20 protein-coding genes and 1 pseudogene are annotated in these 19,570 nt (G+C 65.9%); 4 read left to right on the top strand and 17 right to left on the bottom strand.

Annotated elements, in window-relative coordinates; all coding sequences use genetic code 11:
- Nucleotides 1-7: 7 nt before the first annotated feature.
- Both QM806_RS12880 and QM806_RS12875 read right to left on the bottom strand, forming a co-directional pair.
- The gene (locus tag QM806_RS12880) at nt 8-943 is read right to left on the bottom strand and encodes a LysR substrate-binding domain-containing protein (protein ID WP_283291619.1); all 936 of its coding nucleotides are present in this window, start codon (nt 941-943) and stop codon (nt 8-10) included.
- Between the two features lie 95 nt (nt 944-1,038).
- Entirely contained in the window at nt 1,039-2,448 is a 1,410-nt protein-coding gene (locus QM806_RS12875; protein WP_283291618.1) for an MFS transporter, read from the bottom strand.
- 513 nt (nt 2,449-2,961) lie between these two features.
- Here QM806_RS12875 and QM806_RS12870 point away from each other — a divergent pair.
- Nucleotides 2,962-3,945, top strand: coding sequence for a zinc-binding dehydrogenase (locus QM806_RS12870; protein ID WP_283291616.1), 984 nt, complete (start codon nt 2,962-2,964; stop codon nt 3,943-3,945).
- A 30-nt stretch (nt 3,946-3,975) separates the two neighbouring features.
- On the opposite strand, the gene QM806_RS12865 is transcribed toward QM806_RS12870, so the two are convergent.
- From QM806_RS12865 to QM806_RS12825, 9 genes are all read right to left on the bottom strand, one after another.
- Nucleotides 3,976-4,755 carry an alpha/beta fold hydrolase gene (locus QM806_RS12865; protein ID WP_283291614.1) on the bottom strand — a complete coding sequence of 260 codons (780 nt, stop codon included), beginning with the start codon at nt 4,753-4,755 and terminating at the stop codon, nt 3,976-3,978.
- Nucleotides 4,756-4,764: 9 nt separating this feature from the next.
- Nucleotides 4,765-5,955 carry a CaiB/BaiF CoA transferase family protein gene (locus QM806_RS12860; protein ID WP_054247439.1) on the bottom strand — a complete coding sequence of 397 codons (1,191 nt, stop codon included), beginning with the start codon at nt 5,953-5,955 and terminating at the stop codon, nt 4,765-4,767.
- A gap of 117 nt (nt 5,956-6,072) precedes the next feature.
- The gene (locus tag QM806_RS12855) at nt 6,073-6,999 is read right to left on the bottom strand and encodes a TAXI family TRAP transporter solute-binding subunit (RefSeq protein WP_242322472.1); all 927 of its coding nucleotides are present in this window, start codon (nt 6,997-6,999) and stop codon (nt 6,073-6,075) included.
- The gene (locus tag QM806_RS12850) at nt 6,992-8,437 is read right to left on the bottom strand and encodes a sensor histidine kinase (RefSeq protein WP_120660165.1); all 1,446 of its coding nucleotides are present in this window, start codon (nt 8,435-8,437) and stop codon (nt 6,992-6,994) included. Before QM806_RS12850 ends, QM806_RS12855 begins: the two co-directional genes overlap by 8 nt.
- Nucleotides 8,438-8,455: 18 nt before the next feature.
- Nucleotides 8,456-9,115, bottom strand: coding sequence for a response regulator transcription factor (locus QM806_RS12845; RefSeq protein ID WP_054247442.1), 660 nt, complete (start codon nt 9,113-9,115; stop codon nt 8,456-8,458).
- A gap of 58 nt (nt 9,116-9,173) precedes the next feature.
- Nucleotides 9,174-10,574 carry an MFS transporter gene (locus tag QM806_RS12840; protein ID WP_054247443.1) on the bottom strand — a complete coding sequence of 467 codons (1,401 nt, stop codon included), beginning with the start codon at nt 10,572-10,574 and terminating at the stop codon, nt 9,174-9,176.
- Between the two features lie 92 nt (nt 10,575-10,666).
- Nucleotides 10,667-10,966, bottom strand: coding sequence for a helix-turn-helix domain-containing protein (locus QM806_RS12835; protein ID WP_283291611.1), 300 nt, complete (start codon nt 10,964-10,966; stop codon nt 10,667-10,669).
- 141 nt (nt 10,967-11,107) lie between these two features.
- On the bottom strand, nt 11,108-11,674 hold the full coding sequence (locus tag QM806_RS12830; RefSeq protein WP_082359798.1) for a MaoC family dehydratase: 567 nt from the start codon (nt 11,672-11,674) through the stop codon (nt 11,108-11,110).
- A gap of 67 nt (nt 11,675-11,741) precedes the next feature.
- Complete coding sequence (locus QM806_RS12825; protein ID WP_246859936.1) at nt 11,742-12,875, bottom strand: CaiB/BaiF CoA transferase family protein; 1,134 nt, start codon at nt 12,873-12,875, stop codon at nt 11,742-11,744.
- 177 nt (nt 12,876-13,052) lie between these two features.
- Between QM806_RS12825 and QM806_RS12820 the strand changes: the two genes are divergently transcribed.
- Nucleotides 13,053-13,952, top strand: coding sequence for a LysR family transcriptional regulator (locus tag QM806_RS12820; RefSeq protein WP_120660164.1), 900 nt, complete (start codon nt 13,053-13,055; stop codon nt 13,950-13,952).
- A 256-nt stretch (nt 13,953-14,208) separates the two neighbouring features.
- Nucleotides 14,209-14,346 (top strand): hypothetical protein, encoded by a 138-nt coding sequence (locus tag QM806_RS12815; protein WP_240482902.1) that lies wholly within the window; start codon nt 14,209-14,211, stop codon nt 14,344-14,346.
- A gap of 147 nt (nt 14,347-14,493) precedes the next feature.
- Here QM806_RS12815 and QM806_RS12810 read toward each other — a convergent pair.
- The 6 genes and pseudogenes from QM806_RS12810 to QM806_RS12785 form a co-directional block, all read right to left on the bottom strand.
- A pseudogene (locus tag QM806_RS12810) lies at nt 14,494-14,583 on the bottom strand (WhiB family transcriptional regulator); the annotation flags it as partial.
- 226 nt (nt 14,584-14,809) lie between these two features.
- Nucleotides 14,810-15,412 (bottom strand): RraA family protein, encoded by a 603-nt coding sequence (locus QM806_RS12805; RefSeq protein WP_120660163.1) that lies wholly within the window; start codon nt 15,410-15,412, stop codon nt 14,810-14,812.
- The gene (locus QM806_RS12800) at nt 15,409-16,062 is read right to left on the bottom strand and encodes an RraA family protein (RefSeq protein ID WP_054247448.1); all 654 of its coding nucleotides are present in this window, start codon (nt 16,060-16,062) and stop codon (nt 15,409-15,411) included. Before QM806_RS12800 ends, QM806_RS12805 begins: the two co-directional genes overlap by 4 nt.
- A gap of 203 nt (nt 16,063-16,265) precedes the next feature.
- Nucleotides 16,266-17,741, bottom strand: a complete 1,476-nt coding sequence (locus QM806_RS12795) for an aldehyde dehydrogenase (protein ID WP_120661389.1) — start codon at nt 17,739-17,741, stop codon at nt 16,266-16,268.
- A gap of 32 nt (nt 17,742-17,773) precedes the next feature.
- Complete coding sequence (locus tag QM806_RS12790) at nt 17,774-18,388, bottom strand: thiamine pyrophosphate-dependent enzyme (protein WP_082359800.1); 615 nt, start codon at nt 18,386-18,388, stop codon at nt 17,774-17,776.
- A complete protein-coding gene (locus QM806_RS12785) occupies nt 18,385-18,918 on the bottom strand; it encodes a thiamine pyrophosphate-binding protein (protein ID WP_054247449.1) in 534 nt (177 codons plus the stop codon). Before QM806_RS12785 ends, QM806_RS12790 begins: the two co-directional genes overlap by 4 nt.
- 296 nt (nt 18,919-19,214) lie before the next feature.
- Between QM806_RS12785 and QM806_RS12780 the strand changes: the two genes are divergently transcribed.
- Nucleotides 19,215-19,463: a hypothetical protein gene (locus QM806_RS12780; protein WP_167118396.1), complete on the top strand. Its 249-nt coding sequence runs from the start codon at nt 19,215-19,217 to the stop codon at nt 19,461-19,463.
- Nucleotides 19,464-19,570 lie beyond the last annotated feature (107 nt).

The following is a 19,570-nucleotide window of genomic DNA, read 5'->3' as shown; positions in this document are numbered from 1 at the left end:
CGCGCGACTAGTTGTCCGGCTTCCAGCGGGCGGACGGCCACTCACCGCGCTCGACGGCGTCACGCATCTGGCGGACGAGCAGATCGGCCACCGCGTGGACGGCAGGCGGGATCCGCGGGGCGCTCGGTAACGCGAGCGCGACGGTGCGCTCGACCGCCGGGGAATGGAGCGGTGCCGCACTGAGCAGACCGCTGGCGACATCACCGGCAACGGCGATGCCAGGCAGGATCGTCCAGCCGTGACCAGCTCGCACGAGCCGCTTCTGGATGCTCACTTCGTTGGTCTCGACGACAATGTTCAGGACGATGTCGAGTCTCGCGCACGCCTCCGCTACCAATGTCCGAATTCCGTGGGGCGCACTGGGCATCACGACCGGGTGGCTCGCGACTTCCTCGAGGGTGACCGGTCGGCCGGTGTCGAGCCCGCCGTCGGGCGGGGCAACCGCCCAGAGGTTTTCGGCGAGCAGAGCCCGCACGTTGAGCGACAACGCGGATTTCAGGTTGTAGAGCAGGCCGAGGTCGATGTCACCGGCATCGAGCCACTGCCGCACGTGTCCGGCGTAGCCGGACACTATTCGCAGCCGGACGGCGGGATGCTCCTGCACTACGGCCGCGACGAGTCGTTCGGCGAGCAGTTCGGAGGTGGAGGACAGAAGTCCGACCGTCACGATCCCTTGCAGCACCCCCGAATTCGGTCGGATCTCGGCCCGCGCACGCTCGAGTTCGGACAGCACCCTCCGGGCGCGCTCGAGCATGAGCCGGCCGGACTCCGTCAATTCCATTCCCGCACGGCTACGTTCGAACAGCGGGACACCCAGTTCCTGTTCGAGCGTGTGAATTTGGCGTGTCACCGCCGGCTGAACCAAGTGGAGTAGTTCGGCTGCGCGGGTCACGCTCCCGGCGTCCGCCACCGCAACGAGTGCAGTCAACTGCTTGACGTCCACCGGACGACCCACCTTCCCGAACTACCCGCCGGCCCCGCACCATCAGCAGGCGATATGCAGGAGCGAGATCGATCACAACAGAGAATACCAATTTCTCAACCCTGGACGGTGGTGATCGGTGTCCCCTTCGAGGCCGAGTGCTGCGCGCGGTCGGTCGGTCCCGGGGCTGCCGTCGTGGCGATGAGGTTGACGTCCTTGGTCTCACGCATGAACACGTAGGTGATCAGTGAGATGGCCGCGCAGATCGAGACGTAGACGAAGAACCAACTCTCCCGGCCCGCGTCGCGGAATGCCAGAGCGATGTATGGGGCAGTGCCCCCGAACACGGCGGTGGCGATGCTGTACGGGATGGCAACACCGACCGTCCGCACCCCGGTGGGGAACAGTTCGGCCTTGACCACCGCGTTGACCGACGAGTACCCCACCACGAACACCAGGCCGAGGACGGTGAGCACCAGGCAGGTGAGCCACGTGGGATTGTTCTGCATTCCCTGGAGGATCGGATACGTTCCGATCGTGGTGCCGATGCCGAAGAAGATGAGGACGGGCCGCCGGCCGATGCGGTCGGAGACGTACCCACCGATCGGCAAGAGGACCAGGAACACCACCAGTCCGATGAAGCTGACCGTCGAGGCCTGCGACTTCTCGAGGCCGACGCTGTTCACGAAGTAGCTGGTCAGGTAGGTGGTGTAGGTGTAGTAGGCGACGGTGCCACCGAGGGTCAGGGTGAAGACGACGACGGCGGCGCGCCGGTTGCGCCATACCTCGGCCAGTGTTCCCCGGCGATCTTCGGTATCGACCGTTTCGGCAACCGAGTAGGCCGTCGTCTCGTGCATTCCGCGCCGCAGGTAGAAGACCGCGACGGCACCGATGGCACCCATCGCGAACGGCACTCTCCAACCCCACGACGTCAGCTGTTCGTCGGACAAGGAGAACTGCAAGACGATGAGGACCAGCAGGCCGGCGAGCTGCCCCAGGGTGACGGAGATGTATTGGAAACTCGCCCCCAGACCCCGCCAGCCCTTCTTGGATACCTCGGTCAGATACGCTGCCGACGCGGCATACTCGCCACCGACCGACAGTCCCTGCAGGATGCGCGCGGTGACCAACAGGCAGGCTCCCAGATTGCCGGCCGTCTCGTAGTTCGGCGCGAGAGCGATCATCAAGGCGCTCGCAGACATCATTCCGACGGACACCGTCAGGCCGGCTTTACGGCCGTTGCGGTCCGACAGACGCCCGAGCAACCAGCCGCCGAGAGGCCTCGCCAGGAATCCGACGGCGAAGATGGCCGCCGTGTTCAGGAGCTGCGCGGTGCGGTCGTCGCTCGGAAAGAATTGTCCGGCAAAATAGATTGCGAAAGTCGAATACACGAACCAGTCGAACCATTCGATCATGTTGCCGATGGAACCGACCAGCACCGACTTGACGTAGTGACTGCGCGAGCGAGGCGGCTCCTCTGATCGATCATCGGTTCTGTGAGCGTGCGGCGGTGTGGAGGGGGTCATGGCGACTCCTTGTGGTGGGAATGGATCCTGCAATGGCTGCGGGCTTCACCGATCGACGGTCCGGTCCGTCACGAACCCGCCTCAGGAGCTGAGGGTTTCGGTGCCGCTGGGATGCACTACGTTCCGTGGGTTGTCGGCGTCGAGTACCGCACACCGGTCATGCACCGCACCCCCTGCAGCCTGCGTTACTTCGCCTCGAAGTAGTTATCTGGGTCTCACTTCGTTGTAGTGACTCAGGTGATTCTGCTACCTGATGGACCGGGCGCGATAATGCCAAATTCTGATGGAGTGATGACGAGCGGACATGGCAACCCGATTGAGTCGAAGCGGCTGTGCTGCAACTGGTTCGAGTCGCTGCTCGTCCCCGGAACCGAGGGCGATTCCTCTTGCCGCCGCCGACTGCGTGCGATACGGTGACCGCCATCCAGGAAGGCGCGCCGAGGGACTACCCGCTGCGTCCTCCGACTCCCCGCACCGACTCACCCAAGCGAGGCATGAATGCGTGCAGCATGCGTGACCACACCCGGCGTCGTCGAAGTTCGCGACTTCCCCCGGCCGGTCCCGGAGCCGAACCAAGTGCTCGTGGAAATGCGATACGCCTCGATCTGCGGCTCCGACGTCCATATCGTCTTCCACGGATTCCACAACCCCGAGCTTCTCGGAAGACCTGGCTATCCGGGTCACGAAGGAGTGGGAATCGTTGTTCGGAGCGAGAATTCGGATGTCGAGGTCGGACGGCCGGTGCTGACCGTTCCCCACGGTCAGCGCGGTGGTTGTTTCGCCGAGTACCAGGCCGTCGACGCCAGCCACGTGATCGTGTTGCAAGACGGCGTCGACCTGCGGCGCATGCTGCTCGCACAGCAACTCGGCACCACGCTCTTCGGAATGAAGAAGTTTCTGCCCGCCGACACCCCGGTCGAGCGTATGCCCCAGACCGCGGCGGTCATCGGCGCCGGCTCCTCGGGTCTGTTCTACCTGCAGCACTTGATCGCTCGGGGCGTCGAGGTCATCGTCGCCGACCTGGACAAGGACCGCCTCGCCATCGCTGAACGGCTCGGCGCGGCACGGACCGTCCTCGAACCGGTCGAGTCGATCTCCGACGTCGTGCTCGACGCGACCGGCGGCGTCGGTGCGGACTTGGTGATCGAGGCCGCGGGTTACGACCTCGCCCGTGCCGCCGCGGTCGAAGCCGCGCGTATTCGCGGGACGGTCGGATTCTTCGGTTACCCCGAATCGAAGGGCAACGCCCCGTTCCCCGTGGAGCGTTCATTCCGCAAATCCCTGACCATGGAGTGGGTCAACGGTACGCAGTCCGAGGCCGGGCTGCTGTCGTTCCGGGCGGCAGTCGAGGCCATCGATACCGGAATGATCGAGGTCGACCACTGCCTCGAGAAGATGTTCGACCTCGAGGACACTCCCGCCGCACTCGCCGCCGCCCGCGACCACGGCCACGGTGCCGCGAAGGTCGGTATCGTCATGCCCGGATCCGGTGACTAGTGCGCCTCAACCCAACTCGCCAGCGAGTTCTCACGGTGCGGTGAGGAAGCTGATCGCCGCGGCGCCCGCGACAGTGCGATCTTCTTCGAAGTACGCGTGCCGTGCGCCGGGGAGCAACTGCACGCGGGCATTCGGGATCCGCTCGGCGAGCAGGGGAGCGTTGTCGACCGGGGACAGAAGGTCCTCGGTCCCGTGCAGGACGAGGGTCGGCGCACTGATCGACGGAAGCGCATCCCACGCGTCGTGGCCGTTGCTGGCCCGCAGGTGGGCGAGCTTGGCGTGCGCGGGCATGCCCGGGTCCCCGAGGGTGCTGTAGGGACCGGGATTTCGACCGAGCCAATCCTGCGTGTACATCAACTCGAGCAGGGCGCGGCGTGACCGGTCGGGATCGGGTTGCGCCAGGCTCGCTCGGACTTCCCGGCTGCGCTCCACCGCGTGCGTTCCGCCGGGTGAGGTGCAGCCGAGGATCAGTGTGTGGACACGCTCCGGGTGGCGCGCGGCGACCCACTGCGCCACCCGGCCTCCCATCGAGGTGCCGTAGACGTGCGCCCTCTCGATGCCGAGGGAGTCCAGCACGCGGATCGCGTCATCGGCGAACAGTATTGTGCTGTATTCGGTCTCGGGTTTGTCGCTCGCTCCGGTTCCGCGGTAGTCCACCGTGATGGTGCGGAAGTGCGTGTCGAAGTCCGCGCGAACGCGGTCCCACCAGTGGTGATTGTTGGCCTGACCGGCGAGCAGCAGCAGCGGCGGTCCGCCGCCGCTGACCTGGTACGCGACACGCGTTCCGTCGGACGCCACTGTATGGGGCACTGCCGGCCCTCAGACCGTGTCTGCCGTGTGCAGCCCGGAGATCGCGCCGTCGGTGTAGCCGAGCTCCCCCAGGATGGCATCGGTGTGCGCGCCCAGAGCCGGAACCGGATCGAATCGAGGTTCCACACCACTGAGGTTCGCGGGCGGCAGCAACGCCCGAACCGGGCCGCCCGGGGTAGCCACCTCACGCCAACGGTCACGGCCGGCCAGGGACGGGTGGGACAGAAAGTCGTTTACGGTGCCCAGCCTGCCGTTGGCGATCGACACCTTGTCGAGCAGGGCGAGGGCGTCGTCGGTGCTGAGCAGACGCGTCCGCTCGGAGATCAGAGCGTTGCATTCCTCACGGTGCGTCACCCGCGCGGAGTTTCGGCAGAAGCGCGGGTCGGTGGAGATCGACTCGTCGCCGAGCACCTCCGAGCAGAACGCGGACCATTCGCGGTCGTTCTGGATCGACAGCAGGACCGTGCCGTCGGCGGTGGGGAACGGGCCGTACGGGGCGATCGTCGCGTGTTCCGCTCCGACCCGGCTCGGCTGCCGGCCACCGTATTCGGTGTAGTAGGCGGGAGATCCCATCCATTCGCCGAGCGCCTCGAACAGAGCGACCTCGACCGCGCGGGCCGTGCCGGTGGTTGCGCGCGTGTACAGCGCGGACAGGATCCCGCTGTAGGCGTACATGCCGGCCGCGATGTCGGCGATCGACACTCCGACCTTGGACGGGCACTCGTCAGGGCCGGTCAGCGACATCAGACCGGATTCGCCCTGGACGAGCATGTCGTAGGCTTTGCGATCGGACCAGGGACCGGTGTTGCCGTAGCCGGACACGTCGCACGGAATCAGCGTGGGGTACCGCTGTTGGAGCGACTGGGCGTCGAGGTTCATTCGGGCTGCCGCGCCAGGAGCCAGGTTCTGCACGAAGACATCCGCTGTGGACAAGAGCTTTTCGAGGATGTTGCGGCCCTCGTCGGACTTCAGGTCGAGGGTCAGAGACTCCTTGGACCGGTTGAGCCAGACGAAGTAGCTCGATTCGCCGTGCACGGTCTCGTCGTAACGCCGGGCGAAGTCGCCGGCGTCGGGACGTTCCACTTTGATGACGCGGGCACCGAGGTCGGCCAGTTGCCGGGTCGCGAACGGTGCGGCAACTGCTTGTTCGATGCTCACGACGGTGATCCCCGCGAGCGGTAGGGCGGTCTGCGATGCCATGGAGCCAGCCTTCCTCGAAATGTACGGCCATTTTGCCTCCATGTACCGACCATCGTCAATCGGGTGGGTGCCAGGTTTTACACGTACTTGAGGTTGTCGGCCGTACCCGGCCGCCTTCTAACCGTGGTGGCGGCGGTACGCCTCGACGGCCCCCGGATGGCGAGGGACGCCTGCCGTCTGGATAAGCGATCGGACATCGAGGAACTGGGCCCCGACGGTATCGGGGGGAATCAGGTCCTGGGCTCGGTCGACGAGAAGGTCGACGAGGGCGCCGGCCACGGAGTCGGGCAGCTGCGGGGAGGCGACGAGCAGGCTGGGAACGCCGACTGTCGCCGTCTCGGCGGTGTCACCGTATGTGCGGGCCGGGACCGAAACCGGTTCGTACATGGGCCCGTAGGTCTTGCGCATCTCGACGTACTCGGCGGACAGGTCGAGTAGCCGGATGCCCCCGTCCGGACCGTGACCGGGCCGCGGCATCGCCGCCGGGGTGGGCACACCACCGGCCCACAGTGCGGCGGCGACCGTGCCGTCGCGGAGGGAATCCAGAACGGTGGTGAGTGAGACCGGGCGCACCGTCACGTCGTCGAGGGTCAGTCCGCTCGCCTCGAGGACCCGCCGTCCGGTCTGCGCGGTTCCGGAGCCCGGGGCTCCGAGGCTGATCGTCTGGCCGCGAAGATCTTTCATCGTGCGGAAGGGTGAGCGGGCCGGCACCGCGCACTGGAGATAATTCTCGTACACCCGGCCGATGGCCACGATCGGGGTGGCCGACTCGACAGCGGAGTCGGCCAGGGTCAGCCCGATGAGTACCTCACCCGACGCCAGCAGCGACAGGTTCTCCAGGGAACCGGTGGTGTAGCGCACCGTCAACCGAAGGTCCGCACCCGAGGAGGCCGGAACGTCCGCAAGCAACTGCGCGAACTCGGCCTGGAATCCGTCGCGCTCACCCGACGCGATCTCATACGTCCCCGAGGGCTGGGTACGGGCGCACCCGGACAGTGCGACCACTGCGGCCACACCGCCGATGAACTGTCGCCGGTTAATCATCGTCCAGCTTCTCCACGTGCGGTTCGAGCCACAAGCGTACGCGCAGTCCGCCCGCGGGGGCCTCGTCGATGACGAGACGCCCGCCGTAGGCTGCGGCAACCACCTCGACAATGGAGAGGCCGAGACCCGTTCCGACCTGGTCGCTGGCACGGAAAAAGCGCTCGGTCAGCTTGTCGCGCAACTCTTCCGGGACACCTGGACCGTCGTCGGCCACCCACACGCACACCGGAGTGTGATCGTGCGACGGTTCCACGACGACGCCGATTTCGATGGTGGGGTGTGGGCCTGCGTACCGGGAGGCGTTGTCGATCAGCACATCGAGCACCTGGGACAGATCGTTCTCGGCGATCGCGACCGGAACACGGTCGACGTCGGGGGCCGCGACGGTGACCAGACGCGCACCACGTTCGCGGGCCGTCACCGACCAGAAGTCGACCCGGTCGGCTACCACCGACAGTGCGTCGCAGGCCGCCTCGGACCGTTCGACCCCGAAGCGCGGCGTCTCGGCCGAGGCGAGCGAGAGAAGACTGTCGAGAATGGTCTGCAAGCGTTTGGCCTCCTCGGTCACGCTGTGATAATCCTCGCGTGCGCTGTCCGGTATCCCGTCGTCGAGGAGGTCGAGGCGAAACTGCAACGCCGCGAGCGGGTTCCGCAGTTGATGGGCGGTGTCGGCGATCAGGCGCTGTTGCGCGTCCGCGGCCCGCAGCACCGCCGAGGACATCACGTCGAACGAATGCGCGAGCCGGCGCACCTCGGGCGGCCCGCCCGCGGCCGTGGCCGGCAGCACGGATCGCGGCGGCACGGAACTCGTCGGCGTCCTCGCGTCGGGCATCCGGCGGATGAGTTGCACGATTCCCTTGGACAGGTTCGCGAGCGGTCCGAGTACCCACCGGCTCAAGGCGATCGCGAGGACACCGAAAGCGACCAGTGCCAGCACGGCGCCGGCCGCGATCACGGCCCATTGCCGGAGGATGTCGGAGCGGGCCTCGGCGGTCGAGGCCCGCAGCACGATGGTGCCGTTCACCTGAGCGCCCGACCCCACCGGCTTGACGAACAGGGCCTCGTCGTCGCTCCACGGGAACAGCCGGTCGACGGTGGACACGCGCTCGTTGCGCAGTCCGCTGCGAATCGCGGCGTCGATTCCGGGTTCGTCGCCGTCGAGGCCCACGCCGAGGGTGGGCACACCACGCGTGGAGACCACCAGCACGCCCTCGCCGTACACGTCGTCGTACGCCTCGACCTCGCCGGCGATCCTGGCGGGGTCGCCGGTCCTGACGTACTCCTCGGCGAGGACGGCGAACCGTTGGATGTCTCCCTCGCGGCCGAGTGTGAACGCCTGCGTCCGCGAGTCCGCGGTCGCGAGCGCGAGGGGAATGGCGAAACTCGCGACCGCACAGGATCCGAGTATCGCGAGAATCAGCAGTAACCGTCGGCGCATGTCGATTCGACCCTGAGGTCAGCACACCCACCGGTAGCCGAAACCACGGATGGTGCTGATCAGCCCGGGCCGGTCCAGTTTGGCCCGCAGAGTGCCGATGTGGACGTCGAGCGAACGCGAAACCGCCACGAACGCGTCCCCCCAGACCCGATCCATCAGTTGCTGACGACTGACCGCAGCCCCCGGGTTCTCGAGCAGGATCTCGAGAAGGGAGAACTCCTTCGACGTCAGGTCCACCTGTGTGCCCGCCACGGTGACGGTGCGGGAATCGAGGTCGACGCGGACGTCTCCGGTGACCACTTCTCGTGGTGCACCGCCTTCGACGGCCATACTTCGCCGGCGCACCACTTCGATGCGAGCGAAGAGCTCCGACATCCGCGCCGGCTTGACCAGGTAGTCGTCGGCGCCGCCGCGCAGGCCGCGCACCACCGAACGTTCGTCGTCGCGGGCGGTCAGGATGATGACGGGGACGGCGCTGACCTGGCGCAGCTGACGCAGCACCTCGAGCCCGTCGCGGTCCGGTAACCCGAGATCGAGCAGGACGAAGTCCACCTCGCCGTGGTGCAGCAGCAGTTCGGACCCGAACTTCATCCGCACAGGCTGGTGCGCCTGCCGGGTCAGCCCCGCAACGAGTGCGTTGCCGACGCCGTCGTCGTCCTCGACCACCGCAATCCGCATAACCGGCATTGTCCCCCGGCCACGATGAGCCGGGGGAACAATGCCGGACGAGAATGAATCAGACACGCTCGAGTTCGCGGTTGTCGCGGTCTTCCTCGCGTCCGTCGCGGGCCTGATTCTCCGTCGCAGGATCGAGGGTGGTGCCGCCCTTGCCCTTGGACATGAACAGTGCGGCGACCAGGGTCAGTGCCGAGCAACCGACGACGTAGTAGAAGAACGCCGATTCATGTCCGGCCTGCTTGAGAGCGAGCGCGAGAGGCTCGGCCGTGCCACTGAACAGGGCGGCGGTGATCGCGTGCGGCAATCCGACACCGAGCGCGCGGACCTTCGTCGGGAACAGCTCCGCCTTGACGATCGCACTCAGCGCACTGTAGGCGGTCACGATGACCAGTCCGGTCATCATCAGGCCGAACGCGACGAACGCATTGGTGGTGTTGCCGAGAACGGTCAGGATCGGCACGGTCAGCACGGTCGAGCCGACACCGAAGAACAGCATGACCTTGCGGCGACCGATGCGGTCGGAAATCAGTCCGGCCACGGGCTGCAGAAGCATGTAGATGAACAGTGCGGCGAAGTTGATCCATGCCACCGTTTCCGGGGCGATCCCCGAGGTGTTGATCATGTACTTCTGCAGGTACGTGGTGTACGTGTAGAACGCGACGGTGCCGCCGATCGCGAGGCCGAACACCATCGCGAGTTGCTTCGGGTACTGCAGCAGCAGGCGGAGGGTGCCGCGCTTGGCCGACGGCTTCGTGCCGGATGCCTTCTCGGCAGCGATCCGGGCCGCTTCCTCCTTGTACTGGTCCGATTCGTCCATCCCACGACGGAAGAGCATCACGGTCACGGCGGCGATCGCGCCGATCACGAACGGAATGCGCCAACCCCAGGCCTCCATCTGGTCGATGGTGAGAAGCTGCAGCAGAATAATCTGGACGCCGAGCGCAGCGAGCTGACCCAGAATGATCGACACGTACTGGAAGCTCGAGTAGAAGCCGCGGCGGCCGGGCGTCGCGACCTCGGACAGATACGTGGCGCTGGAAGCGAATTCGCCTCCCACGGAGAGTCCCTGGATCAGTCGCGCCATCACCAGCAGCGCGGGGGCGAGCATGCCGATCGCCTCGAAACTCGGTGTCGCAGCGATGATCAGCGATCCCGCGGCCATCATCAGCACCGACAACGTCAGCGCGTTCTTACGCCCGTACCGGTCCGCGTATCGGCCCAGGATGTACCCACCGATCGGGCGCATCAGAAATCCGACCGCGAAAACCAGCGCCGTGGAGAGAAGCTGGGCGGTCGTGCTGCTCTGCGGGAAGAAGGACGCCGCGAAGAACACACTGAACGCTGCATAGACGAACCAGTCGTACCACTCCACGAGGTTGCCGATGCAGCCGCGAACCACGTTCGCAACAACCCGCCTCTCGCCGGTCGACGACGTTGGGTTCGAAGTCGTGTGTCGCATGATGTTCCTTCCTGGACTGCTGTGATGATGCATAGCCACTGACACCAATGTGGTCGCCGCCACAGCGAGAGGGAAGGGATGGGCCGCTTTCCTTACATTCGCTTTAGACGGCACTGCTGCGGGTCGCTCGGAGCGCGGCCGAGGACGAATCTCATCGACATCAGCTGTGCGACCGTGCCCCGCACGTTGTCGCCGACGTCAACGCGTACGGCTACCGAGACCGGAGGCCGCATCTCATGACTAGCGGGGGCGCGGGCGGCACGCAATCCGCCGAGGCCCTGCGCCTGAAGCATGGGCAGTACCTCACGAACGGGGTTGCGGAATACACCAATCCGCGTCGCGAGTTCCTGTTCGCTCAGGAACCAGCCCTGTGCCGCCGGCGATGTCAGCACCTGCTCCTTGACCTACCGGTACGCCTTTTCTCGGCCAGACAACTCGGTGGCAGCCTCCTCGGCCCGGCCGTTCCCTTGCATACGATATGTGTACCTTAGATCGTTGCCGCGCGGGCTGAGCCTGCGCGGCGCTTCGATCAACTACTCGATGCCGGCTGCGCGGCGTGACCGGTCGTCCCACCTGGGGTCGACGCCTGCCGTGCGCGGTCCGTGCCCCTTGCGATACACCATGAGGGTCCGTTCGAAGGTGATGACGATGGTGCCGTCCTGGTTGTACCCGATGGTGCGCACGGTGACGATGCCGATGTCCCTGTGGGATGCAGACTCTCGTTTGGTGAGGACCTCCGATTGGGAGTAGATGGTGTCGCCCTCGAATACCGGATTCGGCAGGCGCACTCGGTCCCAGCCGAGGTTGGCGTGCACGTGCTGGGAGATGTCACTGACGCTCTGCCCGGTGACGAGGGCAAGGGTGAAGGTGGAGTCCACGAGTGGCTTACCCCACGTCGTCTGACTCGAGTAGTGCGCATCGAAGTGGATCGGCGCGGTGTTCTGGGTGAGAAGCGTCATCCACGAGTTGTCGACCGGCAGCACCGTGCGGCCGAGTGGGTGCCGGTATACGTCTCCGATTTCGAAGTCTTCGAAGTAGCGGCCGGGCCAGCCGGTGACCGGTGGCGCCGACTGCTCGACCTGGATTTCACTGCTGTTCACGGTAATTCTCCTTCGGTAGTTCGTCACCGACGGCGCGACTCGGCCGACGGCGGAGGGAAGAGGAGTGTCAGGACCCGACCGCTGCGTACTCGTCGAGCCACGTCAGGATGCTGTCGGTGTGTTCCCCCAGACCGGGTACGGGGCGCATCTCGTGTTCGACGCCCATCACCGTCACCGGGGGCAGTAGTCCTTCGAGCCGTCCGACGGGGGAATCGAATTGTGCCCACCGGGAGCGTGCCGCGAGCTGCGGGTGCTCTGCGAACTCGTCCATCGTGCGCTGCCGGGCATACGCGATCTTCGCCGCTTCCAACCTGCCGACGAGGTCAGCGCCGGACAGGCCTGCGGCAACGTCGGCGATGACGCCATCGAGGTCGGCGCGGTGCGCGACCCGGTCGGCGTTGGTGACGAACCGCGGATCGTCGATCAGCTCCGGCGCCCGCAACACGACACGGCAGAACACGACCCATTCGCGTTCGTTCTGCAAACCCAGGTTGACGACCTCCCCGTCCGCCGCAGTGAACGGTCCGTACGGTGCGATGGTCGCGTGGCTCGCTCCCGTCCGCTTCGGCGCCGATCCGCCGTATCGGGCGTAGTAGTCGGCATACCCCATCCACTCGCCGAGAGCCTCGAGCATGGAGATCTCGAGGTTGGCGCCGTGGCCGGTCCGCCCACGATCGAGCAAGGCGGTAAGGATCCCCGAGTAGGCGTACATGCCGGCGCAGATGTCCGCGATGGACAGACCGACCTTCGAGGGCTCGTCCTCGGATCCGGTGATCGACACCAGTCCGGCTTCGCACTGAATCAGCAGGTCGTAGGCCTTGCGTGCCTCGTAGGGACCGCCGCGGCCATATCCGGAGATATCGCACGTGATCAGGCGCGGGTGGGTTTCCCGCAAGCGCTCGGCCCCGATGCCGAGGCGCCCCGCCGCGCCGGGTGCCAGGTTCTGGACGAGGACGTCGGCGCGGTCGACGAGCTGGTGCAGGATCCGGTTGCCGTCGTCGGAGCGAACGTCGAGCTCGATGCTCTCCTTCCCGCGGTTCGTCCACACGAAGTGACTCGCCATCCCCTGAACCGTTCGGTCGTATCCGCGTGCGAGATCTCCGACGCCGGGACGTTCGATCTTGATTACCCGCGCACCGAGGTCGGCGAGTTGCCGGGTCGCGAACGGTGCCGCGATCGCCTGTTCGAGCGAGACCACCACGACACCCTCCAAGGGCCTATGCACAGGGTGGGAAGCAAAATCCGAACGCTCGGTACTCACGTCATTCTCCTTGCCGGGTCAGTCGAGTCAGTGCCCTTTCACTGTCGCGCCCCTGCGTGGGTTTGTGAAATGCCGATATCCGCCGACCCTCATACGTTCCGCGTATAAGCTCAGGCAGTGAACTTGCAGGAGTTACGATGGTTCGTCGCCCTCACCGAATCGGAGAACATCACCGCTGTCGCCGTGGAGATGCATGTCACGCAACCGACGTTGTCGCGGGCCATAGCCCGGCTGGAGACGGGGTTCGGGGTGCGCTTGTTCGACCGGCGGCACAATCGGCTCCATCTCAACCGGTACGGCGAGATTCTCCGCGCACATGCGTTACGCGCATTGAGCGAAGTCGATTCCGCACACAACCGGATCAGCACCCTTGCGGATCCGAACGAGGGCACCGTCTCCCTCTGCTTCCTGCACAGCCTCGGCGAGTGGCTCGTGCCGGAACTGATCAGCAGGTATCGCGCCGAACACCCCAAGGTGAGATTCGAACTACGCGGCGCCGCAGCCGATTCGGTTGTCGATGATGTGCGGGCGGGTCGGTCCGATCTCGGATTCGTGGCACCCGAGCCCTCCGTCGACGACCTGGTGTGGACACCAGTGGCCACCGAACCGGTTCGCTTGCTCGTCCCTGTCCGTCACCGGCTGGCCCGCCGCAAGACGGTGAGTTTCGCCGAGGTCGCCGAGGACGATTTCGTGGCGCTCACGCCGGAGTACGGGCTGCGCCAACTCACCGACCGTCTCTCCCGAGCTGCCGGCTTCGCCCCGCGAATCGCGTTCTCGGTCACCGAGGTCGGCACGATGCGCGCCATGATCGCGGCCGGAGTGGGCGTAGGAGTTGTTCCTGCTCCATCTGCGGCTGCCGACCCTCCCGAGGGGACCGTGCTGGTAGAACTCCGCGATCGCGATGCTTGGCGAACGATCGGCATGATCCGGGCCGATCGACCCCTCACCTCCTCGGTCGCCGAAGGCTTTCACCACTTCATTCTCGACACCTTGGATACAAGCGGCCTAGTTCCATAGGACACCGAGGGGGGTGTTCACCCATTAGGCCCCGTTGTGTTCACCTATTGCGCCAGTGATCAAACCTGGGCGCTGCCTTCTCGCGTTGGACAGGCCGCCTTATTCCAAGGACCACTGTGCCTCGCGGCGGAGTCTCAGTCGCCGATGTAACCGGTCTCGGGATTGATCTGACCCAGGAAATCGCGGATCGCCTCGCGATGCTCGTCAATTGCGGGGTCTGCTCGCTCAGGCGTTCGCGCGTTGCGATCACGCGAGCGTGTACGACAACAGCGCGAGCACCGGCCCGCGCATCGTCGCCCAGTTCACCGACGGACACCTCGTCGGCGAAGCCACCTGGCCCGCGTGGACACCCGCAGAACTCACCTCGCACACCAGCCGGGGCGAGCAACCATAGGCGCAGCAATAGGCTGGCGGATCCGAACACCCAGAACATGGGTGAAACAACAGGAACGGGATGTGCGAGTGAGATCGTCATCTTCCTCCTTTCGTGGCCTGCCGGTTTCACCAGAGATCGGGATGCGTCGGTAGAACGCCGGTCTGCTTCGGAGGTCCCGCCCCATACTCCATAGCGCTTTCCCACTCCGAAGGCGTGGGCTCGGCAATCGCTTTGTCCTGGGCACCCATCGCAGATCTGTTACGCCGCCTTTCCCGGCGAATCCGTTCCGCTCGCGTCTCCCCCGTCACGGTGGAAGAAGATCTGCGATCCGAGGAACCGGCAGCGTGCGTGCAGTTGCCAATCCCAGAGATCGCTTCGGGGCTGCAACGCTGCGACCAGTCGGAGAGCGAGGACATTGTGCCTATTCCTTCGGCATGATGCGACGGGTGCGGAGTGTGCCGGCGGTCTCCGAGTGGCGCGGCTAGGGGATGGCGGCGAAGTTGTACAGCTCGAGCGTGGTCTTGCCGACGCGCAACTCGTCGAAGATGCGCTTTTCGTCGGCCACTCGCGCGTCCGAGCGTTCGAGAACGTCGGTGACGTGTTCGTGCGGTATCGCCACGACCCCGTCCGCATCTCCGACGACGAGATCACCAGTTGCTATTCGAATTCCACCGACGGTGATCGGCACACCGAGACCACCCCGGTAGCCCTTGCGGGTGCCGACGATGGAGATGCCGCGCGAGAAGACGGGAAAGTCGATGCCGGCGAGTTCGACGGTGTCACGGACGCCACCATCGATGATCAACCCCAGCAGCCCACGCTGCTGGGCTGCGACGGCGAGCACCTCACCCCAGTGCCCGTGAAGGGCGCCGCCGAGATCGGCGACCAGAACATGCCCCGCCGGGGCAGCGGCGACCGCGCTGTGCAGCGCCAGATTGTCACCGCCCGCACCCTGCACCGTGTACGCCGGACCCGCGACCCGCGCGCCGGTCCACGCGGGCCGGATCGCCGGGTCGAGTGCGATGGTCATCTTGGATGCTTCGTAGATGGTGGCGGTGGCGTGACCGCGGGCCTGGTCGCTCATGCCTGCTTCCTCTGCAGTGTGTGGTACGAAAAGCGCTGTCGCGCTTCGCGGAGGGTACTTCCGTCACGGGCCGCGGCGACGATGTCGGCCTCGACCTGCTCGATCCGTTCGGCGAGGTCGAGCACCTCGTCGACGATTCCGGCGGCGACTGCGACAACGCCGTCGGAGTCGGCGGAGATGTAATCACCCGGGCGGATGGTGACTCCGTCGATCACCACCTCGCCCTGCACCTCGGCAAGCCGGACGCGGTCCTTGCCGGTCCGCATGAACCGTGCCGTACTCCAGATCGGATAGTTCTGTTCGAGGGAAGTGTCGGTGTCCCGGCAGGTCCCGTTGATCACGGTTCCACCGATTCCGCGGGCGGCCGCGATCTGCGTCATGATGCCTCCCCACACCGTGCAGTCGGTGCGGCCCTGGTTGTCGATGATGATCACGGATCCCGGTTCGACGTCGTCGAGGAAGTCGCCCACTGTTCCGGGCTCGTCGGTTACCGGTTCGTAGCGAACTGTGAACGCCCGCCCCGACACCCGGACGCCGGAGGCGAGCGGACCGATGCCGTGGAGGGAACCCGGGTGCCCCAGGGCGTCGAGGGCATCGGAGATCGACGCCGTCGGCACGGTTTCGAGTCTCGTCACAGTGGCGTTCGTCATTTCTTTCCTTCACTTCCGGCCAGGCGCGCGTCGCACATGGCATCGGGTAGGGCCATACGACACCGCCTCGTACTCGACCTCCGGAAACGTGCACGCTGTTCGCGTCGGAGCCGGGTGTGACCCGGCAACGAGGCGGCCGGCAGTTTCGTTTCGGCATTGCCTGGAACGGGGGTGAGGTAGGTGGCGACGTGCGTGCGTCGCGGTCAGCGCAGGACGAACGGGTTTCCGGTCGGTGCCCCGGTGTTGATCCACACGCTCTTGGTCTCGAGGTACTCGTCGATTGCCTCGGCACCGTTTTCCCGGCCGATACCGGAGTCCTTCACCCCGCCGAACGGCAGCATGAAGCTGACCGCGCGGTAGGTGTTGACCCAGACCGTCCCGGACTCGATCGCCTCCGCCATGCGGAACGCGCGGGGCAGATCGGTGGTCCAGACCCCGGCACCGAGACCGTACTTCGAGTCGTTGGCGATGGTGATCGCCTCGTCTTCGGTGTCGAACGGGATCACCGCCAGCACCGGGCCGAAGACTTCCTCTTGGGCCAGCCGGGATTGATTGCTCACCCCGGTGAACACTGTCGGCTGTACGAACCACCCATCGGTTCCGGTATCCGTGGCCACGCCGCCACCGAGCGCGAGTTGCGCGCCCTCGGCAGTGGCGATGTCGATGTACTCGAGGACCTTCTTGTGCTGGTCCCGAGTCGTGATCGGCCCCACCTGGGTGTCGGGGGACATCGGATCGCCGATCCGCGCGGTAGAGGCAAGCGCGACCAGCTTGGCGACGACCTCGTCGTGCACGGAACGCTGCACCAGAAGCCGGCTTCCGGCGATGCAGGTCTGACCGGTCGCGGCGAAAATTCCGGACACCGCGCCGTTGACCGCGGCGTCGAGATCGGCGTCGGCAAAGACGATGTTCGGTGACTTGCCGCCGAGTTCGAGCGAAACCCGCTTGAGGCCGCGCGCCGCCGCAGCACCGATGTGCCGCCCGGTCGCGTCCGAGCCGGTGAAGCCGACCTTGCGCACCAGTGGGTGCTCGACCAGCGGGCCGCCCACGTCCGGCCCGAAGCCGGTGACCACGTTGACCACTCCGGCAGGCAGGCCCGCCTGCTCGAGGATACGAACGAATTCGAGGGTGGAGGCGGAGGTGTATTCGGAGGGCTTGACGACCACCGAACAACCAGCGGCCAACGCGGGTGCCAGCTTCCAGGTGAGCAGCAGCAGCGGCGAGTTCCACGGGGTGACGATTCCGACGACCCCGATCGGCTCGCGCCGGGTGTAGGTGAAGTATCCCGGCTTGTCGACGGGAACGACGCGGCCTTCGATCTTGTCGGCGAGACCACCGTAGTACCGGTACCACTGCGCGAGATACCGGCACTGGCCGAGCATTTCGCTGTAGAGCTTGCCGTTGTCGCGGACCTCGATGCGGGCGAGGAGTTCGGCGTTCTCCTCGAGCGCGTCGGCGACGCGCTGCAGGACGCGACCGCGGGCGCTGGGACTCATGGTCGCCCACGGCCCGGTGGTCATGGCACGGTGCGCGGCCGCAACGGCGTCCTCGACGTCCTCGGCCTGCCCGCGCGCGATCTGCGCCCACGGCCGGCCGGAGAAGGGGTTGTCGGTCTCGAAGTAGGAATCGTCGGCGGACGGGCGCTGCTGACCGTCGATGTGGAGAAGGTATTTCTGCATCACAGTGTTCTCTCTCCCTTCGGTGTCGGCCATCAGAACGTGTCGAGGCCGAGTGCGGCGCGGAACTTGTTCTTCACCGCCGTGCCGTCCCGGGGCGGAAGGGCGCGTGGTGGTTCGGTCTGCTCGATGAACACCTGGACGAAGGTCGTACCTTCCCGGGCGGTGACGATCTGTGCGACATGGTCGACGTCGGCGATGTCGCGGACCCGTTCGGTGCGGGGAATGCCGAACGACGACGCGATGCCGGCCAAATCGGCTCCGAGACTGGAATGGCTGCGCTGCATGCCCGTTTCGCCGAAGTGCCCGTTGTCGAGGACGACGATGGTGAGGTTCTTCGGGGCCTTGACCGCGACCGATCCGAGCGCACCGATTCCCATGAGCTGTTCCCCGTCACCGGTGATGACGACCACGGACTCGTCCGGACGAGCGAGCGCGAGGCCCAGGCCGGTGGGTACGGCGGCGCCCATGGCGCCCCACAAATAGAAGTTGCGGTCGCGCTCCCCGGCGGCGAACACGTCATAGGACGGGGAGCCGAGACCGGTGACGACCAGTGCCTCCGGCGCTCGGTCGAGCAGCTTCGCGACGAACTCGCGTCGGTCGAGGCGTTCGCCGGCGAGGGTTCCGATGGTCGAGTTGTGTGCGTTCACTTGCGCTCCCACTTCTTGCGTCCGATGAGCCGCTGGCCCAAGAGCACGGCGACGCGCTCACCAGCGAGAAATGCCTGATCGAAGGCGGCGGAGACGACCTCGCCGACCTGATCGGGGTCGTCGACCCGGAAAACTGTGATGCCCATGAGTTCGAGGGCCTGCTGCGTGGTCGAACCCATGGGGATCTGCCACGGGTTGAACTCGGCGTACTCACCACGCATGGTCACGAGAGCGAGGAACGGAAACTTGCACATCTCCAGCAGGGAGAACATGTTGACGCAGTTACCGACTCCGCTGCTCTGCATGAGCAGGACCGCGCGCTGCCCGCCGAGCCAGGCGCCGCTGACAACGCCGACGCCCTCTTCCTCGGTGGTCAGCACGACGTCTTCGATGCCGGGGTCGGCAATTGCTGCCTGGATCGCGTACGAGTGGCCGGCGTCCGGTACGTACGCGATCTGCTTGACATCTCCTTCACGCAGAACGTCGAAGACGGACTTCTGCCAGCCGGGTGCGCTGACTGTGGAATTCATGGGTGCTCCGATTCATGACGATGGACGCTCCCAAAGATCATGAAACAACATGTTGGCGGGGCGGTAATAGAATTCTGTGATACTGGTATCAACGGTTTTGTTTGCGGCGGGCAGGACCCACCGAACAGGCCTTGGTCATCGACGTTCGCGACGGCACCACTCCAGCCCAGACGCGTTCCCGGCGTTTGCACAGGGGTGGGCAACACGCACCCTAGGGTGTCTGTCGAACCGCACGTCCGGACGGCAGTGTTGTTGTGGCCAAGGAATACTCGACCACACACCACCAAGGACTCCGCATGTTTCGCCACACCGCCATTCGCGCCGGCCTGATGTTCGCCGCGGTTGCTTTCTCTGTCACCGGCGCCGCCGGAATCGCGCACGCCATGCCCGCCTCGTCGGGGACCGATGTCGCAGTGGTCTCGCAGTCGGACCGCGATGCCCGCGACCGCGATCGGCGCGACCGTTTCGACGACGACGAGAAGGCGATGCTCTGCGAGGGTCAGGCCGTCGTCGACCACCCCAGCTGCTCGTCGTTGCCGTACTGATTCGCATCGATCGGACGGCCCTCCGCCGGCGCCGCTGTCGCGTCCAGTGCGGCAGCGGCGGGCGAACCGATGCTGCAGGCGCGTATCGTCTGCTGCAAGGTAACCCC

Source organism: Rhodococcus sp. IEGM 1351 (genome assembly GCF_030056875.1).
Classification (GTDB): Bacteria; Actinomycetota; Actinomycetes; order Mycobacteriales; family Mycobacteriaceae; genus Rhodococcus_F; species Rhodococcus_F opacus.
Note: the sequence above shows the minus strand (reverse complement) of the source record. Positions and strands in the feature narration are given on the sequence as shown.